This is a genomic window from Azoarcus indigens, assembly GCF_004361735.1.
In the GTDB taxonomy this organism is placed as follows: domain Bacteria; phylum Pseudomonadota; class Gammaproteobacteria; order Burkholderiales; family Rhodocyclaceae; genus Azoarcus; species Azoarcus indigens.
Genome location: NZ_SNVV01000072.1, coordinates 1 through 1138 on the forward strand (window position 1 = coordinate 1; position 1138 = coordinate 1138).

The window sequence follows — 1138 nt, forward strand, 5'->3', positions numbered from 1 at the left end:
TGCTCGCCTTCAATGCCGACGATGCGCTCGTTCGAGATCGCGACCCGGTGGGTGTAGCGGCCCAGATACTCAAGCACCGCGTCGGGCCCGCCCAACGGCTGCTTGGCATAGACCACCCAGTCGTGGGCATAGCACTGCGACTTGAGACGCGCCCATTCGGCAGGGGGCAGCCCGCACGCGTTGACCGTCGGCGGTGCAAGGGCCGCGATGAATTTGCCGCGGAACACGCGCGAGCGCGCGCGCACCGGAAACAGGAAACCCTTCTTCGGCCGCAGCCACTCGCCATGGGGACCGAGCGCACCGCCGGCGACGAGCGCATGCAGGTGAACGTGACGGCGCAGATCCTGGGTCCAGGTGTGCAGCACGAGCGAGAACGCCGGCGTGCCGCCCAGGTGGCGCGGGCTCGCGGCGAACTCGGTGAGCGTGGCGGCGACGCTGGCAAAGAGCAGGTCGTACAACGTGCGTGGATCGGCGGCAACGAGGCCGTTGAGGCTATGCGGCAGCGTGAACACGAGGTGGAAGTAAGGCACCTGCAGCACTTCGCGCCGCCGAGCGGCGAGCCAGGCTTCTTTCGCCCGCGTCTGGCACTGCGGACAGTGGCGGTTGCGGCACGAGTGATAGACGTGCCGGTGCTGCCCGCAGGCGTCGCAGGCTTCGAGATGCCCGCCCAGCGCGGCCGTGCGGCAGGCGGTGATCGCCCGCCAGACCTTGGCGCCGCCGCGTGGCAGCGGCCGGGTAGCGAGGTAGGCCGGGCCGAAGGTGTCGAGCACCTCGGCCAGGCCGGCCCGGCGCATGGCCGCTCAGCTCGGGCCGAGCAGGTCGAGCGGCGAGGTCGTGCCGGTCAGGTGGGCGCGGGCCAGGTGCAGGTAGCGCATCGTCGTCGACAGGTGGCCGTGGCCGAGCAGGCGCTGGATCGTCGGCAGATCGACGCCGGCTTCGAGTAAATGGGTGGCGAACGAATGGCGCAGGGTGTGGATGCCGCCGCGGTGTTCGATGCCGGCGGCCATGCGTGCGCCGTGGTACATCCGCTGCGCGGTCGCCTCGGACAGCGGTCCGTCGCCGGCCGCGGTGGGAAACAGGAAGTCGCGCGGACGGGTGGCGCGCCAGTACAAGCGCAGCCCCTCGAGCAGGCGCGGCG

Annotated in this window: 2 protein-coding genes; both read right to left on the reverse strand. The window is 71.0% G+C overall.

All coding sequences use genetic code 11. The features are described 5' to 3' along the window. Positions 1 to 794: IS91 family transposase (locus C7389_RS24730; RefSeq protein WP_133595319.1), on the reverse strand; the 794-nt coding region annotated here is incomplete at its 3' end. A 6-nt stretch (positions 795 to 800) separates the two neighbouring features. After that, positions 801 to 1138: tyrosine-type recombinase/integrase (locus tag C7389_RS24735; protein WP_162851841.1), on the reverse strand; the 338-nt coding region annotated here is incomplete at its 5' end.